Origin of the sequence: Sinorhizobium arboris LMG 14919, from assembly GCF_000427465.1 — a bacterium.
Classification (GTDB): Bacteria; Pseudomonadota; Alphaproteobacteria; order Rhizobiales; family Rhizobiaceae; genus Sinorhizobium; species Sinorhizobium arboris.
In genome coordinates, this window is the sequence record NZ_ATYB01000008.1 from 134,082 (window position 1) to 156,383 (window position 22,302).

22 protein-coding genes are annotated in these 22,302 nt (G+C 61.9%); 14 read left to right on the forward strand and 8 right to left on the reverse strand.

Annotated features, from left to right (window positions below; all coding sequences use genetic code 11):
* Positions 1 to 31 precede the first annotated feature (31 nt).
* From SINAR_RS0101395 to SINAR_RS0101420, 6 genes are all read left to right on the forward strand, one after another.
* Entirely contained in the window at positions 32 to 550 is a 519-nt protein-coding gene (locus tag SINAR_RS0101395) for a hypothetical protein (RefSeq protein ID WP_027997372.1), read from the forward strand.
* Positions 547 to 1,725 carry a class I SAM-dependent methyltransferase gene (locus tag SINAR_RS0101400; protein WP_027997373.1) on the forward strand — a complete coding sequence of 393 codons (1,179 nt, stop codon included), beginning with the start codon at positions 547 to 549 and terminating at the stop codon, positions 1,723 to 1,725. Before SINAR_RS0101395 ends, SINAR_RS0101400 begins: the two co-directional genes overlap by 4 nt.
* On the forward strand, positions 1,722 to 4,082 hold the full coding sequence (locus tag SINAR_RS0101405; RefSeq protein ID WP_027997374.1) for a SpoIIE family protein phosphatase: 2,361 nt from the start codon (positions 1,722 to 1,724) through the stop codon (positions 4,080 to 4,082). Before SINAR_RS0101400 ends, SINAR_RS0101405 begins: the two co-directional genes overlap by 4 nt.
* Positions 4,082 to 4,639 carry a slr1658 superfamily regulator gene (locus SINAR_RS0101410; RefSeq protein WP_027997375.1) on the forward strand — a complete coding sequence of 186 codons (558 nt, stop codon included), beginning with the start codon at positions 4,082 to 4,084 and terminating at the stop codon, positions 4,637 to 4,639. Before SINAR_RS0101405 ends, SINAR_RS0101410 begins: the two co-directional genes overlap by 1 nt.
* 11 nt (positions 4,640 to 4,650) lie before the next feature.
* Positions 4,651 to 4,989 carry a slr1659 superfamily regulator gene (locus SINAR_RS0101415; protein WP_027997376.1) on the forward strand — a complete coding sequence of 113 codons (339 nt, stop codon included), beginning with the start codon at positions 4,651 to 4,653 and terminating at the stop codon, positions 4,987 to 4,989.
* A gap of 259 nt (positions 4,990 to 5,248) precedes the next feature.
* The gene (locus tag SINAR_RS0101420; protein WP_027997377.1) at positions 5,249 to 5,668 is read left to right on the forward strand and encodes a DUF1236 domain-containing protein; all 420 of its coding nucleotides are present in this window, start codon (positions 5,249 to 5,251) and stop codon (positions 5,666 to 5,668) included.
* Between the two features lie 104 nt (positions 5,669 to 5,772).
* Here SINAR_RS0101420 and SINAR_RS0101425 read toward each other — a convergent pair whose 3' ends face one another.
* Positions 5,773 to 6,387: a TetR/AcrR family transcriptional regulator gene (locus tag SINAR_RS0101425; protein WP_027997378.1), complete on the reverse strand. Its 615-nt coding sequence runs from the start codon at positions 6,385 to 6,387 to the stop codon at positions 5,773 to 5,775.
* 102 nt (positions 6,388 to 6,489) lie between these two features.
* Between SINAR_RS0101425 and SINAR_RS0101430 the strand changes: the two genes are divergently transcribed.
* On the forward strand, positions 6,490 to 7,236 hold the full coding sequence (locus SINAR_RS0101430) for an SDR family NAD(P)-dependent oxidoreductase (RefSeq protein ID WP_027997379.1): 747 nt from the start codon (positions 6,490 to 6,492) through the stop codon (positions 7,234 to 7,236).
* Between the two features lie 62 nt (positions 7,237 to 7,298).
* Here SINAR_RS0101430 and SINAR_RS0101435 read toward each other — a convergent pair whose 3' ends face one another.
* Positions 7,299 to 8,447 carry a helix-turn-helix domain-containing protein gene (locus SINAR_RS0101435; protein ID WP_027997380.1) on the reverse strand — a complete coding sequence of 383 codons (1,149 nt, stop codon included), beginning with the start codon at positions 8,445 to 8,447 and terminating at the stop codon, positions 7,299 to 7,301.
* Positions 8,448 to 8,803: 356 nt separating this feature from the next.
* On the opposite strand from SINAR_RS0101435, the gene SINAR_RS0101445 reads away from it, so the two are divergent.
* The 6 genes from SINAR_RS0101445 to SINAR_RS0101470 are packed head-to-tail and all read left to right on the forward strand — an operon-like array spanning position 8,804 to position 14,789.
* Positions 8,804 to 9,850 (forward strand): UDP-glucuronic acid decarboxylase family protein, encoded by a 1,047-nt coding sequence (locus SINAR_RS0101445; protein ID WP_027997381.1) that lies wholly within the window; start codon positions 8,804 to 8,806, stop codon positions 9,848 to 9,850.
* The gene (galE, locus tag SINAR_RS0101450) at positions 9,850 to 10,836 is read left to right on the forward strand and encodes a UDP-glucose 4-epimerase GalE (RefSeq protein WP_027997382.1); all 987 of its coding nucleotides are present in this window, start codon (positions 9,850 to 9,852) and stop codon (positions 10,834 to 10,836) included. The genes SINAR_RS0101445 and galE overlap by 1 nt, the downstream gene beginning before the upstream one ends.
* The gene (locus SINAR_RS0101455; RefSeq protein WP_027997383.1) at positions 10,833 to 12,704 is read left to right on the forward strand and encodes a glycosyltransferase family 2 protein; all 1,872 of its coding nucleotides are present in this window, start codon (positions 10,833 to 10,835) and stop codon (positions 12,702 to 12,704) included. Before galE ends, SINAR_RS0101455 begins: the two co-directional genes overlap by 4 nt.
* On the forward strand, positions 12,701 to 13,306 hold the full coding sequence (locus tag SINAR_RS0101460; protein ID WP_027997384.1) for a DUF995 domain-containing protein: 606 nt from the start codon (positions 12,701 to 12,703) through the stop codon (positions 13,304 to 13,306). Before SINAR_RS0101455 ends, SINAR_RS0101460 begins: the two co-directional genes overlap by 4 nt.
* A complete protein-coding gene (locus tag SINAR_RS0101465; protein WP_027997385.1) occupies positions 13,303 to 14,280 on the forward strand; it encodes a glycoside hydrolase family 26 protein in 978 nt (325 codons plus the stop codon). Before SINAR_RS0101460 ends, SINAR_RS0101465 begins: the two co-directional genes overlap by 4 nt.
* A complete protein-coding gene (locus SINAR_RS0101470) occupies positions 14,280 to 14,789 on the forward strand; it encodes a DUF995 domain-containing protein (RefSeq protein ID WP_027997386.1) in 510 nt (169 codons plus the stop codon). The genes SINAR_RS0101465 and SINAR_RS0101470 overlap by 1 nt, the downstream gene beginning before the upstream one ends.
* A 108-nt stretch (positions 14,790 to 14,897) precedes the next feature.
* Here the strand turns inward: SINAR_RS0101470 and SINAR_RS0101475 are convergent, their stop codons facing one another.
* Together SINAR_RS0101475 and SINAR_RS0101480 are read right to left on the reverse strand one after the other, a co-directional pair.
* A complete protein-coding gene (locus SINAR_RS0101475; protein WP_027997387.1) occupies positions 14,898 to 15,200 on the reverse strand; it encodes a hypothetical protein in 303 nt (100 codons plus the stop codon).
* A gap of 165 nt (positions 15,201 to 15,365) precedes the next feature.
* The gene (locus SINAR_RS0101480; protein WP_027997388.1) at positions 15,366 to 16,436 is read right to left on the reverse strand and encodes an ROK family protein; all 1,071 of its coding nucleotides are present in this window, start codon (positions 16,434 to 16,436) and stop codon (positions 15,366 to 15,368) included.
* Positions 16,437 to 16,591: 155 nt separating this feature from the next.
* Between SINAR_RS0101480 and SINAR_RS0101485 the strand changes: the two genes are divergently transcribed.
* Complete coding sequence (locus SINAR_RS0101485; RefSeq protein ID WP_027997389.1) at positions 16,592 to 17,749, forward strand: osmoprotectant NAGGN system M42 family peptidase; 1,158 nt, start codon at positions 16,592 to 16,594, stop codon at positions 17,747 to 17,749.
* A 460-nt stretch (positions 17,750 to 18,209) separates the two neighbouring features.
* On the opposite strand, the gene SINAR_RS0101490 is transcribed toward SINAR_RS0101485, so the two are convergent.
* Genes SINAR_RS0101490 through SINAR_RS0101505 form a run of 4 tightly spaced genes read right to left on the reverse strand, consistent with a single transcriptional unit; the run spans position 18,210 to position 22,279 of the window.
* Positions 18,210 to 18,965, reverse strand: a complete 756-nt coding sequence (locus SINAR_RS0101490; RefSeq protein WP_027997390.1) for an SDR family NAD(P)-dependent oxidoreductase — start codon at positions 18,963 to 18,965, stop codon at positions 18,210 to 18,212.
* A 15-nt stretch (positions 18,966 to 18,980) separates the two neighbouring features.
* Positions 18,981 to 19,742, reverse strand: coding sequence for an SDR family NAD(P)-dependent oxidoreductase (locus SINAR_RS0101495; RefSeq protein WP_027997391.1), 762 nt, complete (start codon positions 19,740 to 19,742; stop codon positions 18,981 to 18,983).
* 12 nt (positions 19,743 to 19,754) lie between these two features.
* Positions 19,755 to 20,789 (reverse strand): proline racemase family protein, encoded by a 1,035-nt coding sequence (locus SINAR_RS0101500; RefSeq protein WP_027997392.1) that lies wholly within the window; start codon positions 20,787 to 20,789, stop codon positions 19,755 to 19,757.
* The gene (locus tag SINAR_RS0101505) at positions 20,789 to 22,279 is read right to left on the reverse strand and encodes an aldehyde dehydrogenase family protein (RefSeq protein WP_027997393.1); all 1,491 of its coding nucleotides are present in this window, start codon (positions 22,277 to 22,279) and stop codon (positions 20,789 to 20,791) included. The genes SINAR_RS0101500 and SINAR_RS0101505 overlap by 1 nt, the downstream gene beginning before the upstream one ends.
* Positions 22,280 to 22,302: the final 23 nt, after the last annotated feature.

Genomic DNA, 22,302 nt, shown 5'->3' on the forward strand with positions numbered 1-22,302 from the left:
CGCGCAGCGTTTTTGAGGTGGAGGAAGCCGCATGCACGGAGCCGAGATCCAGCCAACGGAAGCCCCCTTCGAGCCCTTGCTCCAGTTCGAGATGGAGATGGGCGCCTTTCTTTCCGATTGGAATCATTGCGACCAGCTGTCGACCTTCATGGCGCGGATGATAAGCCACAATCGCAGTGACCCCGTTCGTCATTCGAACTTCTTTTCGTCCGCACTGAACGAGCTCCTCGAGGTCTCGTTCCGCGGCGGCTCGCCCGACGGCAGGATCGGTTGCGCGGTCTATCGGTGGGGCCCGACCGAACGGGTGGAGGTTACCTTTCCCTGTCCGCCCGGTCAGAGGCAGTTCTATCGCGAGGCGGTATCGAAGACCCGCGACGGCGACGCCCATGCGCGCTACCTTGATTCCATCTCTACCGATCTCGCACCGAGTCGCGAGGCTGTTCTTCTGGACCTGTCGATCAATTTCGATGCCGACGTCCGGCTCGACGAAAGCGAACCACCATCGATCACGCTTGTCGTGGATCTGCCTCTTGAAGGAGTGGTGAGGTGAGTACGACCGCGTTTGCAGCCCCTTTCAAGGCGGAGTTCGACCCGAACAGCCAGGAATTTGCCCTTTCTGGGGTGGTGCGGCCGCGCTCGGCCGACGAGATCGCCGCTAGCATCTCGATGCTCAAAGGCGCCATCGAAGAGGTGCGAGGCGTTCTCTACATCAACGTCAAGCGCTTGGTGCAGATGAACAACACGGCTTATCATGCCTTCGCGCGCGTCCTTCTCGATGCGTGTCGCACGAGGTCGGACATTCGCTTCGTCGTCGTGACCTCGAGCGTCGTGGGCTGGACCGAACGGATGTTCGCCCACTTGAACAAGATCGAGCCGCAAGTGACCGTCGAGGTCTACGACTCGAAGTTCTACCCCGGGCAAAGCTTCGTCGAAAACACGAGCTTTATCCCGATCCTGCGCACCCAAACGAAGATGACCTGGCGCCACGAGCGCGCCATCCTCCCGCGTCACGGCCTGCATCCGGGTATGGCGATGGCTGACATATGTTGCGGCATCGGTGACTTCGCCATGCTGGTGCGAAAGGAGTTCCAGCCCGCGCGCATCGTCGCGCTCGACCACTCGAAGGCGAGCCTCGCCTATGCGCGCGACGTGGCTTCCGGTTTCGGCATAACCGATATCGAATATACCTATGGCGATGCCTCCGAGATGCTGCTGGAGGACAACCAGTTCGACTTCGTCACCTGCCGACATTCGCTGCAGATATTCAATCAGCCGGACGTCCTCCTGAAGGAGCTCTTCCGGATCTGCAAGCCGGGCGGGCGGGTGTATGTCACCAATGAAAAAAATTCGCACTGTCTCGGCGAACCGCGCGCGAAGAGCATCCAATGGACCTATAACGAGGTCGCAAGGCTGTTCAGCCATTTCGAGATGGACGTGGAGCTCGGGCCGAAGAGCAAGCGCTATCTTGTCGACGCCGGCTTCGACGATATCATCGTAGAATCGTTCATGGTGACCAATCTCGACGGAGATCCTCAGGACTTCGCCGATATCATTGCCGCGTGGGAGAATGTCTATGCCGGTGAAATGGCCGTGAAGCGCGGCGACTCGCCCGAGTTCATCGAACGTTTCCGCCAAGGGTTCAAGGATCATATATTCGCGGCCCTTCATCCCAAGGGTTATGCCGGCTGGCCGATCTGGGCCGCCTCAGGGCGCAAACCACTATGAGCGCGCTCGGGGACAACGCCACCCGTTTGGGCCTGCGCTCGTTCCGCGCCAAATTCGTTCTCGTCGTGGGAAGCGCCGTGCTCTTCGATCTACTCGTCACCGGCGGTCTTGCGCTCTGGAACGTGCAGAGGCTTTCGCGCGATGCGGCGGCGGAAGTCGGCCGCGGCCTGGAGGAGGCCAACCAGGACTATATCCGTTCCTATGCGGCGACGACGGCTGCCCGCGTCAACCTGCTACTCGAGCAGGTCCATTCCGATGTGGGTACATTGGCGGGGGTCCTCCAGGAGCAAATCGATCGGCCGGTGCGCAAATCGCAAATCGGGGAAGCAATGGCGCGTGGCGCACCGGGAACCGTGACGGTCGCGTACGATCAAAAAGGCGGCTGGGCTCAGAACCTGCCAGGTCCCCCGTCGGTCGTCAGCGTCTGGGGGTATCTTCTTGACCAGAACCACGTTCCGCTTCCCGACGTGCAGACGGACATAGAGAACAGCGCGGTTCTCGACCTCGTCGCGCCGAGCCTGCTCGCAAACGGTCAGTCGAAGCTGCAGATGTACTATATCGGGCCGAAAGAGCGGCCGATATTCAGGACGGCGCCTTATACGGACCAGGCCCAGACCTTCGATAAGCTGTACCCGGGACACAATTCGGCGGAGTTCTGGTCTTTCTTCTTCCCGGGACTTTACGAATCCTGGGAACAATGGGCGCGTGATCCCAAATCGCGTCCGGTGAATGGCGACATCACCCAGACTGCTCCCTATACCGACGCGATAACCGGCAAGCTGATCGTCAGTTTCTTCCAGCCGTTGTGGTCGCGCGACCGCAGGCGGGTGCTCGGCGCCGCCGGCGCGGATATCACGCTCGACCAATTGGCCGAGATTGTCGAGAACGTCAAGGTCGCCGAAACCGGTTTCGGTTTTCTAACGATGTCGGACGGCAACGTCGTCGCCATCAATCCGGTTGGAGAAAAGGTGATCGGGCTTCGGGCATCAAGCGCCGAAGCTGGCGAAGGCGTAACGGGGCTCGATCGCTCTCTACGCCGCAGCGTTCAACCGGAAATCGCTCAACTGCCCTTGGGCGAGGATGGATTGCTCAAGCATATTATGCTCCAGGAGAACGGCGAGAGGGTGCCGTATCTGGTGGTCCTGAAACAGCTGCAGCCGACCAATCTGTGGGCATCCGGTCCGGTACGCCGCGAAGCGATGTTACTCGGCATCGCCGTGCCCGAGCGGGAAATCTACGCTTCGCTGTTTGCCGCGCAGGCCGGGATATCGCAGGCGACGAACAGGATCCTGATCTATCAGGTACTGGCGCTCCTCGTATCCCTGGTCTTCGTCATTGCCGCCGTATTCGCCATATCCAAGCGAATTACCGGCGGCATAAGCGCGCTTGCCAATGCCGCCAAGCGCATCGAAGCCAAGGATTATTCGGTGAGGGTCGACATTCCGACGCGTGACGAGGTCGGCGAGGCCGGCGCAGCCTTCAATCGTATGGCGGAAGAGATCAGCTTCCACACTGAAAACCTCGAGCAGCTGGTCGAGGACCGGACGAAGGAGATCGAGGAGGCGAACCTCCAGATCTCGGAACTGAACGAGCAGCTGCGCAGCGAGAACCTGCGTCTCGGTGCGGAACTCGCCGTCGCCCGCCGGATCCAGATGATGGTCCTGCCGAAGGCCGTCGAGCTTGAAGAAATCGCCGAACTGGAGATCGCCGCCTATATGCGTCCCGCCGATGAGGTCGGCGGCGACTATTACGACGTCCTGAAGGACGGAAAGCGGTTGAAGATCGGGATTGGCGACGTGACGGGCCATGGTCTCGAGAGCGGCGTGCTGATGCTCATGGTCCAATCCGTGGCCCGCGCCTTGCAGGAAGTGGGGGAAATGGAGCCGGCGCAATTCCTCAACCGCGTGAACCGGGCAATCTATAAGAATCTCGTGAGGACCAGTACCAACAAACATCTCTCGCTGGCGTTCCTCGACTATGACGGAGCAAGGCTGACCCTTTCGGGCCAGCACGAGGAGTTGATTGTCATCAGAGATCCGGAAAGGGTGGAGCGGATCGACACGCTCGATCTCGGGCTGCCGATTGGCTTGGAGCCGGATATCTCCCCCTTCGTGGCGACGCGCGAAATCTCCTTCGGTCGCGGCGATATGATTATTCTCCACACCGATGGCGTGACGGAGGCGGAGAGCGGAAGCGGCGAACTCTTCGGCATCGAAAGGCTCTGCGAAAGCGCCCGGTGCCGCTATGGCAGCAGCGCTGAGGACGTCAAGTCCGGCATCATCGAGGACCTGATGACACATATAGGCACCCAGAAAATTCATGACGATATCACTCTGGTGGTGATGAGGCACAGGTAATGACGACTTTGTATGGACTGGAAGATCTTGCCGTCGGGACGGGCGAGAATTTGACGAAACTCCGTCTCTTCGACGGCCCGCTTGAACTCGGCTGGAAACATTGCGCAATGACTTCCGACTTCGTCGCCGAAGTCGCGGCGCTGCGCTACAAAACCTCCCGTGGCGTCTACAAGGAGGTCCGGCACAATGTCGGCTACCTGACCAACGAGCTGATAGAGAACGCCGTGAAATTCCGTGCCGGCGGCGAAATCGTCGTTGAGGCATCGATCGCCCACAACACGTTTCGCACGAAGGTGTCCAATCTCGTCGATAAGGGCACGGCCGAGAAATTCCGGCATCTGCTTTCGGAAATTACGATAGGAGATCCCTCCGACCTTCTGATACAGCGGATAGAGGCGAATGCAACAGGTTCGGGAGCCGGCTCCGGGCTTGGCCTTCTGACCCTCATGAGCGATTATGGTGCTCACTTCGCCTGGATTTTCGGATCCGGCGAAGAGGACGGCAAGATTCCGCTGGAGACCTACGCCTCGATCGCCATCCCCGATCTCTCGAATTGATGGACGAAAACATGGAAATCAAGGAAGACGAATATCGCGTTTGGTCGGAAGGCAAGGACATCTATTTCGATGGGACGATGCGCCTGCCGAGCACCGAGGCTTACGCTCCGATCTTCTCCCTCGTGACAAGCATGCTTGAATCCGAGCCAGAGCGAATGACCGTCGACCTCACGGGCCTGCAGTTCCTCAATTCCTCCGGGATCAACCTGCTGGCGAAGCTCACCATCGAAGCGCGAAAGCACCCGAACATCCAGTTTATCGTTCGCGGAAGCTCCGAGTTCCCCTGGCAAACGAAATCCCTGCCGAACCTGAAGAAACTCCACCCGGGCGTCGACCTGAGGCTAAGCTGAAGGGGCGCTGGCCCTCATCGTCCGATAACATTCCGTAGGTTGGATCGGTGAACCAGACCGAACCGTCGGAGTGCGTTCGGAATATCGCTCCAGATCAGGCAGTCGGGATCCGAACACCAGACCGGCCCTTCCGCTCAGCGGCAGTCGCGCGTCTGGTCCGATCGCGCGTGTTACCCCCTTTGTCCGGGCACGGAACAACTTCCGAACCCAACAGTTGTTTGGCCGAAGGGACACGATTTGCATAACGGGAGAATGCCTGATGAAAGAACTGATCCTCAGAGGTGCCATTGTTCTGGGTCTTGGACTCGGCTGCTTTGCTGTGCCTGCCGCTGCGCAGAACACGACCAAGAACAGCACCGTAACCGGCGCAGCCGGCGGAGCTGCTGCAGGTGCAGTCATAGGCGGCCCGGTCGGGGCTGCCGTCGGAGGCGTCGCAGGAGCAGTCGCGGGTGCCGCGATCGACCCGCCGCCGCCAAAGGTAATCGAGTATGTCGAGGCGCAGCCGCTTCCGGCGGAGCCGGTCGTCGTTCAACAGGAGATCGTCGTCGGAAAACCGTTGCCTGAGACTGTGGTGGTCACGCCGATCCCCGACGATACGCGATATGCCTATGCGGTTGTCAACGAGAAGCGCGTCATCGTCGAGCCGAAAAGCCGCACGGTGGTCCAGGTCGTCCAATAATCGCGAACCGGAGATCCAGGAACTCTTTCGAGCGGGAGATGACCGCGAACGCTCTTCCGCCATGCTCGCCCGGCGGCTTTTCCTCGTCCCGCCGGGCATTTCTTTTATGGCTTGCCGTCTTGCGTCAGCACGTTCCAGGCGGCCATTGCGCCGTCGGCGACGTTCTTCAGCGCTTCATAGCTGCCGCCATCGCGCGCGAGGATCGACATTCCATGTTGTACCGTCGCATAGAAGGTCGCGACAGCCCCGGCATCCACCCTGTCGGGCAACTCGCCTTTCGCGATTGCAGCCTCCAGCCGGCGGCGCAGTTTATCGACATTCTCCGTGCGGTGACCTGTTAACGCCTGGCAGACGGCTTTGGGAATCGCAGTCTGATGAAGCCCGCCGAGCGCTATCAGACAGCCATGCGGGGTGTCCGGCTGAGAATAGGCTTCCGCTGTCGCGAGAAGGAAGCGGCTGACTGCCTCCCTTGCCGTGGGCGCTGTATCGAGGGCTGTCCAGATCTCAGTGCCGAAGGTTTTCGAGTAAAGCTCCATTGCCTCCAGGTATAGCGCTTCCTTGCAGCCGAAAGCGGCATAGAGGCTGGGCGCATTGATGCCCATAGCAGCGGTCAGGGCCGTGAGCGAGGCCCCCTCGTATCCTTTCTCCCAGAATACCTGCATGGCGCGCATGAGCGCATCGGCACGATCGAAACTTCTGGGCCGGCCCTTGTCGGACATAGGTCAACTCTTTTCTGTAGTGATCGATAAATATATCGCTTGACAGCGATTGGCAAGCTCGTGCACGGTTTATGTATCGATCACTACATAATGGAGTTCACGATGACATCGACGACTTTGGCCGGAAAGACCGCTTTCGTTACCGGCGGCAGCAGGGGTATCGGCGCGGCGATTGCCAAGGCGCTTGCACTGGAGGGGGCGGCGGTGGCCCTTACCTATGTGAATGCGGCCGACCAGGCGCGGGCGGTCGTGTCTGAGATCGAACGGGCCGGCGGTCGCGCAGTTGCAATCCGCGCCGACAATCGCGATGCAGAAGCCATCGAACTGGCAGTTCGCGAAACTGTCGAAGCCTTTGGGAGGCTGGACATACTGGTCAACAGCGCGGGAATCTGGCACTCGGCTCCGCTCGAGGAGACGACTGTCGCCGATTTCGACGAAGTGATGGCGGTCAATTTCCGCGCGCCCTTCGTGGCTATTCGGGCGGCGTCCAGGCATCTCGGCGACGGCGGAAGGATAATTACGATCGGCAGTAATCTGGCCGAACTCGTTCCCTGGCCGGGGATCAGCCTTTATTCGGCCAGCAAGGCCGCCCTTGCCGGCCTGACGAAGGGCCTGGCTCGTGACCTCGGCGCGCGCGGGATCACCGTCAACATCGTGCATCCAGGCTCGACCAACACCGATATGAACCCGGTCAACGGCGACCACGCCGAAGCGCAACGGGAGCGCATCGCAACCGGCAGCTTCGGTGAGCCGCAAGACATCGCCGGCCTCGTCACCTGGCTGGCGGGGCCGCAAGGCAAGTTCGTCACCGGCGCTTCGCTGACGATCGACGGCGGCGCCAATGCGTGAGGCCGAAGGACCGCAGCGGCGGCCGATCGATCAATTGCCTGCCGCGATACTCCGCCCCCGTCTCATCCCTGAACGGATTTGAGCCAGTCGCCGATGGTGGCCCCACGATCCCGCTCCGGCGGGGCAACCGGCGTGATGAGTCTTTCGGCGGCGGCAGCCTTACGGATGTCGCGCGGGCTTGCTCCGAATTCGTGGTTGAACGCACGGGTGAAGTTGGCCGCGAGGTCGAAACCGGCCGCTTCCGCGATCTCCGCGATCGGCCGGCTATTCGACGGATCGCTGAGCTCCGCGTAAGCCTGCAGGAGCCGGCGCCTGCGGATATAGTTGAGCACACCGCCGCTCGGCTCGAAAAGCTGGTAGAGGCGGGTTCTGGAAATGCCGAGCTCCCGGCATATGGTTTCGGGCGTCAGGCCGGGCGAGTGCAGGTTGAGGTGGATATATCGGTGCGCCCGCTCCATCACTCCCATTTTCGCCTGGGAGCTTCCCGCGTCCGGTCTCACGGCCGACGCGCAGGCGACGACCATGTCGCGTATCGTGCGAACGATGCGCGGCACTTCTTCCATGGTGATGTTGCCGAGGTTTTCTTCCATGCCCTTGATATAATTCGCGAGCAGGTCGGCCAGGCTGCCTGACAGGACCGAGTTGTTGGCACCTTCGAGCTTGCCCGCATCGTCCGCAAGCAGTTCATACGGCATGAACAGGAGGATAGCTGCGGCGTCCGTCATGCGCCCGCGATAGGGGTAGCCGAGCGAGCGGAAGAAGAACTCTCCGGGACCGGTCTCCGTAACGCGGCGGTCGGCTTCGGTCCACGACCGGCCGCTGCGAAAGAGGCCGACGTTCCAGTGATCGATCGGGCTCGAGCGCAACATCGTTTGAGACCGCTCGTAGCTATGTGCGGGTGTATTCTGCTGAACGACCAGCAAGTCGCCGAGATGCCATCCGACCAGTTCGGCCGGAAAACCCTGCTCTTCGGATACTCCATCGGGCAAACGCACGTCCACGAGGGGCGCCATATGCGCCCGCCACGATTTGAATTGTTCCTCCGGCGGCAACTCACGCGTCGAAAACCGCGAGGGAACGAGTGCCGGTGGTCTTTCGGATGAACGATCCTTCCGCGCTGCTGGATCGCGCGGCCAACGGCGCCGCTCCATGTGGGCGGGCCAAGCCGGAACTTCGACGGGGTCATCTCCTGATCCGGAGTCCTTCGTCATGCAACTCTCCAGCGAAATGGATCGCCCATAAGGGGAAGCCCGAACGAGCGACTGCCCCGGCGGCGAGTCCGATCTCCCCGATAGGGCTCGCGCTAGAGTGGTGTCGAATCGTCGACGCACACCTGCCGGTTCTCAGCTTATACCCCTTTATACGTAGAAATGCACGGCGGGATAACAATCGGGATTGGATGATAATGACAATCGCCACCCGTCGATTGTATTAAAACACTTACAGTTGTTCCAAGCATTGCCGAAAAGTGATCAAGGTAGTTTCGAACGGTAAAGTTTCGATCACCAATTTATTGTGCTCGCTGTGGATAGTTTTAATAATTAAAAAATAGTTCGAGGATAAGACCATGAATTACTTCAGGAATGACTTCCGTGTAACTCTATCTGGCGTGAATGTCGGTAAAGAGACACTGCAGCGTCGAGAAATTCAGCGGAAAATACTTGTTACCGGCGGCGCCGGTTTCCTGGGATCGCATCTCTGCGAATTCCTTCTCGGCGCCGGGCACGAGGTCATCTGCCTCGACAACTTCTCGACGGGTCTCAGACGCAATATCGCGCCGCTTAAGCGCTTCGATACCTTCCGCGTCATCGCCCACGACATCGTTGAGCCGCTCGACCTCGAAGTCGACGAGATCTACAACCTCGCCTGTCCGGCATCGCCGCCGCATTATCAGGCAGATCCGATCCAGACGACGAAGACCTGTGTGATCGGCTCGCTCAACCTCCTGAATCTGGCTGCGCGTCGCGGCGCACGCATCTTCCAGGCGTCCACGTCGGAAATCTACGGCGATCCGCACATCCACCCGCAGGTGGAAAGCTATTGGGGCAACGTCAATCCCTTCGGTCCGCGTTCCTGCTACGACGAGGGAAAGCGTTGCGCGGAGACCCTGTTCTTCGACTTCCACAAGGTCCATGGAGTCGAAATCAAGATCGTTCGGATCTTCAACACCTACGGACCACGGATGCGCCCGGATGACGGCCGCGTCGTTTCCAACTTCATCGTTCAGGCCCTGAAGGGTGAGGACATCACGATCTACGGCGACGGTTCGCAGACCCGTTCCTTCTGTTTCGTGGACGATCTGATCGACGGTTTCGTCCGCCTGATGGCGTCGCCGCCTTCGCTTAGCGGACCGGTCAATCTGGGCAACCCGGCAGAATTCACGATCGGTGAACTGGCCGAGGAGGTGATCCGGCTGACCGGTTCGCGTTCGAAGATCGTCCGGCGCCCCTTGCCGGTCGACGATCCTCGCCAGCGTCGTCCCGACATCTCGCTCGCAACGCAGGAACTCGGCTGGCGTCCAAAGGTCGATTTGACCGAAGGCCTTGCGCACACGATCGGCTATTTCGACGGCCTTCTCTCCCGGTCGCAACGGGAAAGCGCGGAGCTGGTCTGATGGTTGCCCCGCGTATTCTCGTCACCGGTGGCGCCGGCTATATCGGCAGTCACACCGCAAAGCTGCTGCGCCTGGAGGGCATCGAACCCGTCGTCTACGATAACCTGACGACCGGAAACCGCTCTGCCGTGCGCTGGGGACCATTCGTACAGGGAGACATCCTGGACGGGGGCCGCCTGATCGAGGTCATCGAAGCATACGAACCTGACGCCGTGATCCATTTCGCGGCATCCGCCTATGTCGGAGAGTCCGTCACCGACCCTGCGAAATACTACAACAACAACGTCCGCGGAACGCTGTCGCTCCTCGACGCATGCCGCCAGACCGGCGTCGGTAAGGTGATCTTCTCCTCCAGCTGCGCCACCTATGGCGTACCTGCGGTGCTGCCGATCGACGAATCGACGCCGCAGGCCCCGATCAATCCCTACGGCAAGACGAAGCTGATGGCCGAGCACATGCTCGCCGACTATGCCGCCGCCTTTGCGCTGAACTACGTCTCGCTGCGTTATTTCAACGCCTGCGGCGCCGATCCGGAAGGTGACCTCGGCGAATGGCATGATCCGGAGACGCACCTCATTCCGCGGGCCCTGATGGCGGCGGCAGGCAGGATACCGCATCTGGAGATTTACGGAGAGGATTACGATACCCCCGACGGAACCTGCGTGCGCGACTATATTCACGTCGCCGATCTTGCGAGCGCTCATGTGCTGGCATACCGGCATCTCGCCACGGGCGGCGGGAATCTGGCGCTGAACCTCGGCACCGGCCGCGGCTTCTCGATAAAGGAAGTCCTGCGAACGGTCGGCGAGATCACCGGGCATGACGTCCCGGTCGTATTTCGGCGGCGCCGCTCCGGAGATCCGCCGGCACTCTATGCGGATGCCGGGCTTGCTCGCCGCACGCTCGGTTTCCTGCCGCGCTATTCCGATCTCGAGACGATCGTGCGAACCGCGGCGCCGTTCTTCGGGCTGGAGGCGCGGTCATGACTGGCCATCCGACCAATGAAGAGGCGCGCCTTCCCGAGGACGGCGGGCTGCGGCTCGCGCCTGTGCTCACAGGCGCACGTCGGACGGAATTTCTGCTCGGCGCCGGCCTCTGGATAGCGGCTCTCGTGCATTTCTGGGCCTGGTGGCTGGAACCGCGCCATCACGTGGACGCCCTGGGCAGCACCGTTGTGACCGCGGTCCTCGCCTGGGTCACCCTGCTGCCGGCCTATTTCATCGTCGTCTTCTGCCGTGCGGCAAAACCATGCGGACCACTGAGGCTCCCGGCCGGCAGTCGTATTGCCATGGTCGTGACAAAGGCGCCGTCGGAGCCCTTCTCGGTCGTGGCCGAGACATTGCAAGCAATGCTTGCCCAGAACGTCCCGCACGACACCTGGCTTGCCGACGAGGATCCGTCCGAAGCGACGCTCGACTGGTGCCGCAGGCATGGCGTCCTCGTCTCCACCCGCAAGGGCCGGGCAGACTATCACCGGGCCATGTGGCCACGGCGCACGCGCTGCAAGGAGGGCAATCTCGCCTTCTTCTACGATCACTACGGTTATGACCGGTACGACTTCGTGGCTCAGCTCGACGCCGACCATGTCCCCGCGCCCGGCTACCTCTTCGAAATGCTGCGTCCCTTTGCCGACCCTGGAGTGGGTTATGTCTCGGCACCGAGCATCTGCGACCGCAACGCTTCTAAGAGCTGGTCGGCGCGCGGGCGGCTCTATGCGGAGGCGAGCATGCACGGTTCCCTCCAGGCCGGCTACAATGGCGGACTCGCGCCGCTCTGCATCGGCTCTCACTATGCGGTGCGTACGACGGCGCTCAAGGAGATCGGCGGGCTCGGCCCGGAGCTGGCAGAAGATCACTCGACGACACTGATGATGAATGCGGCCGGCTGGCGCGGCGTTCACGCCCTCGACGCGATCGCCCATGGCGACGGGCCACGCACCTTTGCCGACCTGGTGACCCAGGAGTTCCAGTGGTCACGCAGTCTCGTCATGATCCTGCTACAGTATTCGCCGCGTCTCATCGGCCGGTTGCCGCTGCGGCTGAAGTTCCAGTTCCTTTTCTCGCAACTCTGGTATCCCCTCTTTGCCTGCTTCATGGCGTTGATGTTCGCAATGCCGATCGTCGCCCTTGCGCGCGGCGAGACCTTCGTCGCCGTGACCTATCCGGAGTTTCTGGCCTATTTCGCACCGCTTTCGGTCGTCCTCGTCCTCCTGGCCTATCGCTGGCGTGCAACCGGCGCCTTCCGGCCTTACGACGCGAAGATCTTGAGCTGGGAGTGCATGCTCTTCCTCTTTGCACGTTGGCCCTGGGCGCTTGCCGGTACGCTTGCGGCATTGCGCGATTGGCTCACCGGATCCTTCGTTGATTTCCGCGTCACGCCGAAAGGATCGTCAAAAGTCGATCCGCTGCCGGTGCGCGTGCTGGCGCCATACTTCTTCCTGGCGGTTGCGGCCGTCCTGCCGGTCCTGTTCGTCGAAGACGCCGCGAAAGCCAAGGGTTTCTACCTTTTCGCGATCCTCAATGCGGCGATCTACTGCCTGCTTCTGCTCGTCATCGTCATACGGCATTCGATAGAGAATGCGGTTGCAACCGCCTCCCGTTTCTATCGTCCCGCGATCGGGGCCGGACTCCTGGCGATCGTCGCACTGCCCGGCATCGCGACGGCCGAGCACGGGAAGGATGGGCTCGAGGCACTCGCGTGGGGCAGTGGGCAACTGCGTCTCTTCGAGGAGCGCTATTCGGTAGCCGGAGCCGGGCAGGGCGGCACGGCATTGCGCAAGATCATCTTCCGGCCCCGCTGGATTTCCGCCCCCGCGGATCAGCAGGACGGCAAATCAGAGGGAATAGGAACATGAGAGTGAAAGGCCCATTCGTTCGCAAAGGGCTTCGCGATACGCTGCTCGGCAGACGCTTTGCTCTCGCGGTTGTGCCCGCCCTCTTCCTCTGCCATTCGCCGGCGGCCGCCGCGGAAGTCGCCGTTCCCGAAACCGCGCGCACCATGACGGGCGTGGAACTCTACATGATCTTCCAAGGCAAGACCTGGAAGTGGGAGAGCGGCGCCGGGCGGATGGAAAGCGAAGGCCGCGTGTTCCGGGCCTGGGCAAAATCGGGCACGGGGGAGACTTGGGCCGAAGGCCGCTGGAGCGTGAATGACCGCGGTCAACTTTGTCTGACGGCCGTGTGGCACAGCCAAAGCGCTGCCGCCCGCGACAAGACCTGCTTCAGCCATCGCACGCTCGACGGAACCATCTACCAGAAGAGGGAGCCGTCCGGCGAATGGTACGTCTTCAAACATGCCAAGCCGAAGTCAGAAGACGAGATCAACCGGCTGGTCCGAGAGGATCTGGTCGGCGCGAAGCTCCCCGCCGTCAAGGAGCGCATCACAGGTCGCGTGGAACAAACAAAGAGTAGCGTTGGCCGGCAAGCCCGGACGGACGCGGTTGGAGGTGTACAATGAACAGGAAATCAAAGGCCATGGCCTTGGGATGTTTCGGCCTGTTGCTATCCGGCACGGTGCTCGCGGCCAACATGCCGCGTGGCATTCCGGAGCCGAACTCGCCAACTATGGCGACGCCATCGGACAAACGGCCGGTCCTGACGCAGGACTCCGTCGATTTCGGCGCTTACGATCCCCATGGCGATTTCGGCACGCCAGGGGACTCAAAGATCGAGCATCTCTTTCTGCCCTGGGAAGACGTCGATCTGTCGACGCTGACGCTTGCCGACGACTACGCCCAAGCGCGCGGGCGTTCGCTCATGATCACGGTCGAACCGTGGTCGTGGTCGCCCGAGTGGCGCGTAACCGAAGGGGAACTCCTGCGTTCGATTCTGAGTGGCGAACGCGACGAGAACATGGCCCAGGTCTGTTCCGCCGCCGCCGCCCTCAAGAGCCCCGTCATCATTCGCTGGGGGCAGGAAATGGACGAAACCGACAACCAGTTCTCCTGGTCGCATTGGCGGGGCGAGGACTTCAAGGCAGCCTATCGCCGCGTGGTGACCGTCTGCCGCAGCCACCTGAAGAACGCGAGGTTCATGTGGTCGCCCAAGGGCAATGAGGGGCTGGAAGTCTTCTATCCAGGTGACGACGTCGTCGATATCGTCGGTCTTTCGGTATTCGGTTACCAGCCCTACGACCAGGGTACGACCGGCCGCGATCAGACGTTTGCGGAGCGGCTGGCGCCCGGATACGGCCGGGTAGCGAGCTACGGCAAGCCGATCATGGTCGCCGAGCTCGGCTACGAGGGAGACGGTACATACGTGGCAAACTGGGCGGCCACCGTCGCCCGGCGCCACGCCGAATTCCCGCAGCTGACGGCCGTGGTCTACTTCAACGACCGCGAGATCTATCCGTGGCCACAGGGCTACGGCCGCCCCGATTGGCGGGTGGTCCGCGACGCCATTAGCGGGCAAGTGCCCGACGGAGGCATGTGATGAAACCTGTATATCGAGGAATACCTTTAGCCATCGCGCTGGTCGCCAGCATCGCCGGTGCATCTTTCGCCGAGGCCGCCGCTACGCGCACCGAGAGAAAGACAACGCCGCTGACACACGCGGAAGTGTACCAACTCTACGGCCAGAAATCCTGGATATGGAAAGAGGGAGCAGGTTACTTCTCGGTGCAGGCGCGCCGTTTCACCGCCTGGTCCAAGGAGAACGGCAAGCCGTCCTACGGGGTAGGCCGCTGGTTCATCACCGGTCCCGGAAAACTCTGTTTCCGCGCCGAATGGCATGCCAGGGATGGTTCGGCACCGGCGACGACCTGCTTCAGTCACGCCAAAAGGGGTGGTGTGATTTATCAGAGACGCGAGCCCGATGGCGCCTGGTACGTCTTCAAGAACGCACAGGTGAGGCCAGACGACGAGTTCACCAAGCTTCGACGTGGCAATTATGTGGGCGCAAGCCTGAACCGCATCGAGGCGAGACTCGGCCGGGTCGAGTAACCCCGGCCGGGAAGGGGTTGCGCGGCTGGCCGATGTCAGAAGTGCAAATGGCTCCGCAGATGAGCCCGGCGTCGAAAGGCCCGCAACCCCGCCCACTTTTCCTGCTGGTCAGCGAAGGAAGCAGCGCGAGGTGCTGCCGAAGCCGCTCGGCGTACAGATATAGGGAGCCCGCCCGAGGAAGGCCGAGCGCACGGGTTTGGGCGCCTTTTGCCTGGCGACTTTCTTGTCCCGCACGATTTTCTTTTCAGGCACAGGGTAGCCGACTTCACGCGTGATCGAAGCGGTTGTCTCCTGGCTGATCGCCGTGGAGCAGCCGCAGGCAGCGGCGGCGAGCATCACCGCAAGGGTGCCGCGGGCAATTTTCCCGCGGGCGTCGAACAGGCCGGATAATGCTCTCGATTTTACCTTCACAACTGGAACTCCCCGTTTTTTGTTTGTGAAGGAAGGTTAGCCGAAAGGATTTAATTCACGGTCGAGGAAAAGCCGACAATTCGCCGGGATTGCGCATCAGGCCCTTAACCATTCGGCCTGCCACGCCTGATGTGAAGGTGCTGCGTGAAGGCTGCCGCACAACTGTCAGTTTTCGACCTTGTTGCTGAAGTGTGCGTTGCCGAGGCCTGTGCCGATCGTCAGGATTCCCCAGCTCGAGGCATCCTGCATATAGGGTATCTGCGACAAACCCTGGACGACGGCGTCGTTGTGCATGATCACGAAGGTCTCGTGATCGCAGATTTGCGGAATGGCCTGCTTGAGCGCGGCAGGCAGGTTGAAATGTTCGCTTTCCCAGTTGCCTCCCGGCAGGTTCTGGCCTCCGCGAAGGATCGAGCCATCTTCATTGATCACGCCCGGGCAGGCCACGCCGATGACCGGCGCCGGCATGAGGTCCGCTTTGTCCGCTTTGGCAATAAGCCTCTCGATCATGCCGATGAGTTCCTCGATGGTCACGCTCCTGTTGGGCTTGTCGTCCGCATGTCGCCAGATGTCCGATTTCCAGACCTTGGCCCTTGAAAGGTCGGTGTCACCCTTCAGACGCAGCTCGACTATGCCCACGCGGATATTGGTGCCGCCTATATCGATGGCGAGAATCGCCTTGTGCCCCTTCAGCATCCAGGCGGGCATGAGATGCGCCGCCCCGATGAGCCCGGCATCGTCCGGATGGTGAACGATGGGGGAGAGCTCTATCTTGATGCCTTCAGACTTGAGCAGCACCATTGCTCGGGCGATCGCGAGTTCACCTGCCGCGCTTCCTCTGAAGCCGCCTCCGATCACGACCCGCTCCGTATTCTTCCAGCTCTTCTGGTCCAGGAAGCGTTCGAGAACGTTGGCGAGCTCGCCGGCGAATTCGTCGACTGCACCCATGATCAGGGCGGCGGCCTCCTTGTCGTCGCCGCGCAGAAGCGCATCCACCTTCTTTTTGGACAGGTCCTGGGTCGACTCGTTCCCCAGCGGATCGTCGCCCCCTTTGCGCACGCGTTTGCGCCAGGCGTCGAGCTTCTCCTGGAAAGCGAACTTGTTGGCCCTGTCGCCAAGGAAGCCGTCCCCGTCACGCAGTTCCAGATTGTAGTCATCGACCGTCACTGACGGCAGATTGCTGGCGCCATGAATAAGCGGGACGCCGTTTCGCTTTTCGTTCGCGGATTTGCCCACGCAACCTCCCGAGTGACGCCTCGTCCGGACTTGCCGAATAGCTGAGTACCTTACAACGTAGCGGGCGGTGCGATGTTCCCGTTCGTAACCTTCGATACGCTCGACGCTTTGGCAATGTTGTTGACGCGGGCATCCATGATTGCGACAACGCATCCATGCAGACACCGATCAATATCGACCCGGACTATCTCACCAGCCGGCTGAAAGCTCTGCTCGAAATTGCGAGCCCGACCGGTTTCACCGATGAGGCGGCGCGCTACACGGCGCGCGAACTCGAGCGTCTCGGCCTGGAGGTCAAGCTGACCCGCCGGGGAGCAATCCGCGCTCTGCGGCCGGGCGGTGCCGAGCGGCCCGCCCGCGGGATCGTCTCGCACCTGGACACTCTTGGCGCGCAGGTTAAGGCATTGAAGGAAAACGGTCGTCTCGAACTGGTATCGATCGGTCATTGGTCGGCACGGTTCGCGGAGGGGGCTCGCGCTTCGATCTTTTCCGGCAAGGGCACCTATCGCGGCTCCATTCTCCCGCTGAAGGCCTCTGGTCACACGTTCAATGACGAGGTCGATACACAACCAACCGGTTGGCGCCACATCGAGCTGCGCGTCGATGCACTCGCCCGCGACCGCAACGATCTGGTGCAGCTCGGAATAGATGTCGGCGACATCGTCGCCATCGATCCGCAGCCTGAATTCCTCAACAACGGCTTCATCGTTTCGCGGCATCTCGACGACAAGGCCGGCGTCGCCATCATGCTTGCGGCGCTAGAGGCGATGCAGCGCGAGAAGGTGGAAACGCCGGTCGATACCTACTGGCTCTTCACGATCGGTGAGGAAGTGGGGGTGGGCGCGTCAGCGGCGATCGTTCCGGAAATCGCCTCCCTGGTGGCGATAGACAACGGCACGACCGCGCCCGGCCAGAATTCGGACGAGTTCGGAGTGACGCTCGCGATGGCGGACCAGACCGGACCCTTCGATTATCACCTTTCGAAAAAGCTTTACGAGCTTTGCGGCGAGCACGGCATCCGCGTCCAGAAGGACGTCTTTCGCTACTATCGCTCCGATGCCGCTTCCGCGGTCGAAGCGGGGCACGACGTGCGCACGGCACTTCTCACCTTCGGAGTCGACGCCTCGCACGGCTATGAGCGTATCCACCTCCACGCGCTGATGTCCGTTGCAAAGCTCGCGGTGTACTATGCGGCAAGCGAAGTCCAGATCGAGCGCGACGCCGAGGAGGTATCCGGCCTTCGCGGCTTTACCCGGCAGAAAGTTCGGCAGGCCGAGCAGGATCTGAAAGCGGACGAGCCGGAGGCGCCTTAGTCCGCCGTGCCTCCGAATGGGTGCACAAAGGACGCTCTACCTATTGAATCGAAGCATCGTGCATTCTTAAAATCGACTGGCCGATCGACCGCAAGGTCGGCTCACCAAAAACGACACCGCCGACATTCTCGATCCGACTGAGCCCGCCGAATGAGGCCTCTTGCCCTGCTCCTCGCCGCGGCCGCGCTCGGCCTCACCCAAGCTGCGCACCGCTTCACGAATGATTGCTGTGCGCCCCACTTCGGTCATAGAGGCTGGCACGTGCCTGCCTAAAAGCAGACATCGTTTTGCAAGCGGCATCACGGCGCCCTGTGCGCCAAGAGCCGTCATTGGCGGGCCTTCGGACGCGCGGCTCGTTCCGACCCGTTGCAGTCATTGGTGTCCGGGAGAGGATTGGCGCGACTTTTTCGGCAAAGCGGACCTTCTGAAGACGCGTATCTTCGATGCGTTGACACGTGCCTTAAGCCACCGCCTGCGCGCCGGTTATCTCGACGAGCGAGCCGCACATGAAGGCGGCCTCGTCAGAGGCCAGAAAGGCGACGAGGGCGGCCACCTCTTCCGGTTTTCCGATCCGGCCGAACGGAACGAGGTTGTCGAGATCGGCGATGGTGCGGCCCGACCGCTTTACGCCCGCCTCGAGCATCGGTGTGTGGATTTCGCCGGGGCAGACGGCGTTCACGCGGATTTTGTGCGGGGCGTAGTCGCGGGCGAGGTTCTGCGTGAACGCAGCAACCGCCGCCTTGGTCGTGTTGTAGGCGATGTGGTTCGGTGCAGGATGAAGGCCCCATTGAGAGGCGGTGTTGACGATCGCGCCACCACCAGTCTCGGTCATGTGCGGGATGGCCGCGCGGCAAAGGTGAAACATCGAATCGAGATTGACCGCGAAGCTCGTGTGCCAGTCCTCGTCGGTCAGCGACAGGAGATTGCCGCGCCGATTGATGCCCGCGTTGTTGACCAGAATGTCAATGCGCTGTCTTTGGTCGAGGGCCTCGGCAATCAGACTGAAGCAGGGCTCCTTGTGGGAAATGTCGGCGGCGATGGCGACAGCGGAGCCGCCACCCGAGGCGATTTCGGCCGCGACGGCGCCCGCCGCTTCGGCGTTCACGTCGGAGACGACGACCAACGCGCCCTCGTCCGCGAGCCGGCGCGAAATGGCGGAACCGATGCCGCCACCTGCGCCCGTGACGATCGCCACCTTGCCTTCGAATCTCTTCATAACCTGTTCCTTCTCTTATCGGATGTAGCTGCCGCCGTTGACGTCGAGTGTCGCGCCGTTCAGCGAACGTTGCGAAGGCCTGAGCGCGAAGGCGACGAGTTCCGCGATCTCAGAAGCTTCAGCCATCTCGCCGATCGGTATGTCGGCGACGACGGCTTGCTTCCCAAACTTCGCGACGAAGTCCTCGGCCATTTCCGTCCTTACCCAGCCCGGTGCGACGGCGAGCGCCACGACGCCATCCGCGCCGAAGCTGCGCGCGATCGATCTGGTCAAATTGATCAGCGCCGCCTTGGTCGCGCCATAGGGCATGGCATCGGCTGCATAGCCGCGCTGCCCGGCGCGGCTCGCCATGTTGACGATGCGTCCGCCGCCGTGCGCCTTGAAGTGCTTCAGCGCCTCCTTGCAGAGATCGGCGGCAGCGAAGAAATTCACCTGGAATTCCTTCTGCCAGGCATCTCGCCAGGCGCTCGGGTCCGCTTCGAACGAAATCTCGGTGCGGATGCCGGCATTGTTGACGAGCGCATGGATGCGGCCGGCCGCCCCTTCAGCCCGGCGCCAGAGTTCAAAAGCGCCTTCGGCAGCGGAAAGATCAGCTTGGACCAGGAACCCCGCGCCGGAAATGCGGGCAAGTAGCGCTTCGGCACCCGCTCTGTCGCGGCCGTAATGGATGATTGGGCGGGCACCCTCCTCCGCCAGGCGCTCCACGATGGCAGCGCCAATCCCCCCGGAGCCGCCTGTGACAAGAATGGTCTGGTCAGACAGTAACTTCGACGTCATCGCTCGGCTCCTTCAGTCCAGCATATCGACCTGCGGTCCCCAGGTGTCAGAGAGCGCAAAGCCGGATTTGAACGGGTCATCCGTGGATATACGGAGTTGTTCGCGACCGTAGATCCAAGCTCGGCCGGTGATCCGCGGCAGCACGGCGGGCCGCCCGCCGACTTCGGCGGCACCGATCACCTCTGCGATGAACTCGCCACCGATGATCGAGCGCGAAGTTCGCCGATCTCCGACGGCGACAGCGCCGCGTGCGTAGAGCGTCGCCAGGTTTGCCGAGCTTCCCGTCCCACAGGGCGAGCGATCGACCCGGCCGGGCTTCAGCGTCGTGCAGGTGCGGACCGCACCGTCAGGCTCTCGGCCGCGGAACATCACGTAAGCAATCTCGTCGACGCCGCTGAGTTCCGGGTGCTTCACCGTCACCTGCTCGGTCAGAAGCGACTTCAGCTCCATCCCCGCCTCGGCGAGATAGCGCGCGTGGCCCGGTGCGATACCGACGCCGATCTGATCGACGTCGACGATCGCGTAATAGACGCCACCGAAGGCGATATCCGCCTTGATGCGCCCCCAGCGCGGCGTCTCGATCTTCCGGTCCAGAGCCTCGGCGAAACTCGGCACGTTGTCGAGGCTCACCGAGAGGCAGCGGCCGTCCCGGCATGTAGCACGTGCAACGATCAGCCCGGCGGGCGTGTCGAGCCGGACAATCGTCTCGGGCTCCTGCATCGGAACGCGGCCGCTTTCAAGCAGAGCGGTCACGACGCAGATGCAGTTGCTGCCGGACATCGGATGGGCACGATCCGCCTGCAGTACGATGAAGCCGGCATCCGCATCGGGTCTAGTCGGAGCGACGAGCAGGTTGACCGACATGGCGACGCTGGCGCGCGGTTCGAAGGTCACGAAGCGACGGAGGCTGTCGTCGATATTGTTGATGTGGTTCATCTTGTCGAGCAGGGTTGCGCCGGGAATTTCCGGCGCACCCCCGACGATCACCTTGCCGATCTCGCCTTGGCAGTGGACCAACAGCAGGTCGAGCGAACGGTCCCAGTTCATCACGCCCGCTCCGCCGGCTTGATGTACCAGCTCCACGGATCCTTGCTGACATATTTGGTGATCTGCTTCGTCTCGAGATAGTTTTCGAGACCCCAGCGGCCGAGTTCGCGGCCGATGCCGGATTCCTTGTAGCCGCCCCAGGGCGCTTCGGTGAAAGTCGGCTGCGAGCAGTTGATCCAGACGATGCCGGCGCGGAAGGCCGCCGCAACCCGCTCGGCACGGACATCGTCCTTCGACATGACCGCCGCGGCGAGACCGAAGCGGGAATCATTGGCAAGCTCTATCGCTTCCTCTTCCGTCGAGAACGGTCGGATACAAAGGACAGGACCGAAGATCTCCTCGCGCCAGGCGTCGCTCTCCAAGGGAACGTCGGTGAGGATCGTCGGCTCGAGATAGTAGCCCTTGTCGAAGCCTTCCGGCCGTTGGCCGCCGCAGGCGACTGTCGCACCGGCCGCTTTCGCCGCCTCGATCGCCGCGACGACCTGCTCGTGCTGGCGCTTGGAGACCAGCGGTCCGAGCAGCACGCCCTCTTCAAGGCCGTTGCCGATCCTGATTTTCTTGGTTTCATCGACGAGCCGCGCCAGCAGGCGGTCGTAAATTCCCTCCTGCACGAGAACTCGCGAGGTCGCCGAGCAGACCTGCCCCTGGTTCCAGAAGATGCCGAACATGATCCATTCGACGGCCTCGTCTATGTCCGCATCGTCGAAAACGACGAAGGGCGACTTGCCGCCGAGTTCAAGGCTGACTCGTTTGATGTCGCGAGCCGCCGCCGCCATGATCTTCGAGCCGACCGGGCCGGAACCGGTGAAAGCGAGCTTGTCGACCTGCTTGTGGTCGATGATCGCCTGTCCGGCGACCGAGCCGGAACCAGTGACAATGTTGAGGACGCCCGGCGGCAGGCCCACCTCGTCGGCGATCGCCGCGAGTTCGAGCGCGGTCAGCGAGGTGACTTCGGCCGGCTTCAGCACGACCGTGCAGCCCGCCGCAAGAGCCGGCGCCACCTTCCAGGCCGCCATCAGGAGCGGATAGTTCCAAGGGATGATTGCACCGGCGACGCCGATCGGCTCCTTGACCGCCTTGGAGGTGAAGCGGGCGTCGGCGAGCACGATTGGCTCATCCGGATTGTTATCGAGCTGTTCGGCAAGCCCGGCGTAAAAATCGAAGCATCCGGCCGCGTCGGCGACATCCCAGTCCGCCTCGGGGAACGGCTTGCCGTTGTCGATCACCTCCACCCGAGCGATCTCCGCCTGCCGCGCCCGAATGCCGTCGGCGATTGCCCTGAGATAACGGGCGCGTTCGCGGCCGGAAAGCTTCGGCCAACCATCCTTGTCGAAGGCGCGGCGTGCGGCCTTCACGGCGATGTCCACGTCCTCGGCGCTCGCCGCCGCTGCTTTGTGGATCACTTCTTCCGTCGCGGGATTGACGATCTCGAAAGTCCCGCCCTTGACCGGCGCCACCCATTTTCCATCGATATAGAGTTCGTTTCGCATTGTTCGCTCCATTCCTTTGCGTC

Coding starts and splice junctions, on each gene's coding strand:
- SINAR_RS0101470 (WP_027997386.1), top strand. CDS start 14,280: ATGAAACCTGTATATCGAGGAATACCTTTAGCCATCGCGCTGGTCGCC.
- SINAR_RS0101420 (WP_027997377.1), top strand. CDS start 5,249: ATGAAAGAACTGATCCTCAGAGGTGCCATTGTTCTGGGTCTTGGACTC.
- SINAR_RS0101410 (WP_027997375.1), top strand. CDS start 4,082: ATGACGACTTTGTATGGACTGGAAGATCTTGCCGTCGGGACGGGCGAG.
- SINAR_RS0101490 (WP_027997390.1), bottom strand. CDS start 18,965: ATGAAGAGATTCGAAGGCAAGGTGGCGATCGTCACGGGCGCAGGTGGC.
- SINAR_RS0101505 (WP_027997393.1), bottom strand. CDS start 22,279: ATGCGAAACGAACTCTATATCGATGGAAAATGGGTGGCGCCGGTCAAG.
- SINAR_RS0101445 (WP_027997381.1), top strand. CDS start 8,804: ATGAATTACTTCAGGAATGACTTCCGTGTAACTCTATCTGGCGTGAAT.
- SINAR_RS0101430 (WP_027997379.1), top strand. CDS start 6,490: ATGACATCGACGACTTTGGCCGGAAAGACCGCTTTCGTTACCGGCGGC.
- SINAR_RS0101495 (WP_027997391.1), bottom strand. CDS start 19,742: ATGACGTCGAAGTTACTGTCTGACCAGACCATTCTTGTCACAGGCGGC.
- galE (WP_027997382.1), top strand. CDS start 9,850: ATGGTTGCCCCGCGTATTCTCGTCACCGGTGGCGCCGGCTATATCGGC.
- SINAR_RS0101395 (WP_027997372.1), top strand. CDS start 32: ATGCACGGAGCCGAGATCCAGCCAACGGAAGCCCCCTTCGAGCCCTTG.
- SINAR_RS0101415 (WP_027997376.1), top strand. CDS start 4,651: ATGGAAATCAAGGAAGACGAATATCGCGTTTGGTCGGAAGGCAAGGAC.
- SINAR_RS0101435 (WP_027997380.1), bottom strand. CDS start 8,447: ATGACGAAGGACTCCGGATCAGGAGATGACCCCGTCGAAGTTCCGGCT.
- SINAR_RS0101465 (WP_027997385.1), top strand. CDS start 13,303: ATGAACAGGAAATCAAAGGCCATGGCCTTGGGATGTTTCGGCCTGTTG.
- SINAR_RS0101455 (WP_027997383.1), top strand. CDS start 10,833: ATGACTGGCCATCCGACCAATGAAGAGGCGCGCCTTCCCGAGGACGGC.
- SINAR_RS0101485 (WP_027997389.1), top strand. CDS start 16,592: ATGCAGACACCGATCAATATCGACCCGGACTATCTCACCAGCCGGCTG.
- SINAR_RS0101405 (WP_027997374.1), top strand. CDS start 1,722: ATGAGCGCGCTCGGGGACAACGCCACCCGTTTGGGCCTGCGCTCGTTC.
- SINAR_RS0101425 (WP_027997378.1), bottom strand. CDS start 6,387: ATGTCCGACAAGGGCCGGCCCAGAAGTTTCGATCGTGCCGATGCGCTC.
- SINAR_RS0101500 (WP_027997392.1), bottom strand. CDS start 20,789: ATGAACTGGGACCGTTCGCTCGACCTGCTGTTGGTCCACTGCCAAGGC.
- SINAR_RS0101460 (WP_027997384.1), top strand. CDS start 12,701: ATGAGAGTGAAAGGCCCATTCGTTCGCAAAGGGCTTCGCGATACGCTG.